This is a genomic window from Halobaculum sp. EA56 (genome assembly GCF_051195075.1).
Lineage (GTDB): Archaea > Halobacteriota > Halobacteria > Halobacteriales > Haloferacaceae > Halobaculum.
On record NZ_JBNTJX010000083.1, the window covers coordinates 1 to 1,477 of the forward strand.

At 53.9% G+C, this 1,477-nt stretch carries 2 protein-coding genes and 1 pseudogene; all 3 read right to left on the reverse strand.

Translation table 11 applies throughout. The annotated features are described in order from the left end of the window. On the reverse strand, positions 1 to 507 hold a 507-nt coding region (locus tag ACQUQ1_RS22175; RefSeq protein WP_435066351.1), incomplete at its 3' end, for an Lrp/AsnC family transcriptional regulator. 59 nt (positions 508 to 566) lie between these two features. Then, on the reverse strand, positions 567 to 707 hold the full coding sequence (locus ACQUQ1_RS22180; RefSeq protein ID WP_011222411.1) for a YHS domain-containing protein: 141 nt from the start codon (positions 705 to 707) through the stop codon (positions 567 to 569). Between the two features lie 349 nt (positions 708 to 1,056). Continuing rightward, positions 1,057 to 1,477: pseudogene (locus tag ACQUQ1_RS22185) on the reverse strand (class I SAM-dependent methyltransferase); the annotation flags it as partial.

Genomic DNA, 1,477 nt, shown 5'->3' on the forward strand with positions numbered 1-1,477 from the left:
GGTGGCTAGTCCGTCTTCACCGACAGTGGTTCCGCAATTTGCACATTTGAGTGCGGATTCAGTCCCCTCGGCATACGCTGATTGAGCAGCGTTCGACAGCAGTTGTACGTCGTATCGCCGCACGTCAGTCAGTGGTAGATATTGCTGCGCCCAGTTTCCGACTGTATTCCGCGGCGGCGTCGCAACAGCTACGATTTCGCCCTCCGCAGTTGTGAATACGTGTTCTACGGCTGGGGTCTCGAGGATCGATTCTCGAAGAGAATCCGTCTTTCCGAGCTCAGGCTGGAGGCGTACCATGACGTGTATCCGGTTTTCGTACTGTGTGAGGTCGAGATCAACGGTGAATCGACGAATGACATCTTCTTGCTCCAACTGACGGACGCGTGCTGAAACGGACGGGGGTGAAAGATTTACAGCCTCAGCAATAGTGCTGTAGGGTCGTCTCGCGTTCTCCGCTAAAAGACGGAGGATTTCGCGATCCGTGTCGTCAAGTTCTGGTTGGGTCATCGAAAGGCGGAATGGGGGTGGGTGTGGGGGAGCTACGACGCAGGTGTGGGGTGTGACGGTTAGACGTACTCCTCCGGTGTCGAGGTGAACGTCTCCTTGCAGCCCTCGGCACAGAAGTAGTACGTCTGACCGTCGTACTCAGCTGTGGCCGCCGGATCACTTTCATCGACGTCCATTCCACAGACTGGATCAGTTGCCATTCGGTTTCACCCCACATCAATGGTACGAGGGCCTGAATCAAGCAATTTGTTCTTAGCAATCCAAAGTCGGGATACATAGCGATTTGAGCCGTGCTGCACGGTTTGGCTTTTCTGACTCCACAATCAACGGTTAGTACCTCACAATCCCGAACTATCGTTCGAGTATACCAACGGATTCCTATCTGTGTCCTATATAAATACTGGAGTCTGAACCAATTCTAAACCTATGGGTCACGATCCACCACACGACAATCACGAGCAGTGAAGACCCCACAGGTCCATCCAAATTCGTGGATGCTCAAGCGTCGACGTGACGATCCGATTCTTTCTTGCGCCGTGCAAGTAGCAGTCAAGTAGTCTCTAGTTCCGCAACGAAGATAACGTGTCGCAGGAACGGCAGCGCGTGGTGAGCCTTCCGTACCTGCTCAGTAATCGCTGGGGGATCGAGATCATACGCTCCTAACAGTCGTTCAATGAGAGCCCGGAGCGGGCTCGTGAGTAGCTGGAGGTACAGCGTCGTCCACTTTCGGAAGCGTCCGACGCTGTGTTTCGTGATATCTTCGACCGCTTTGAGCTCAAAGCTCGTCTCGTCGAGAGCAGCTTTGTATCCTTCAACAGTACCCAAGGACGGCATATCCCACGCATCCGCAAATGAATCGACCAATCTCCGTTCCGTTTCAGTCACGTCTGACTGCATCACGAGATCGGAGACTACGAGAACCCCCTCGGGTTCGAGGGTATCTGCGACTGTAGCGAAAACGCGATTCCGC

Bases quoted from the DNA above. Each gene is read 5' to 3' on its own strand.
- ACQUQ1_RS22180 (WP_011222411.1), bottom strand. From the start codon at position 707: ATGGCAACTGATCCAGTCTGTGGAATGGACGTCGATGAAAGTGATCCG.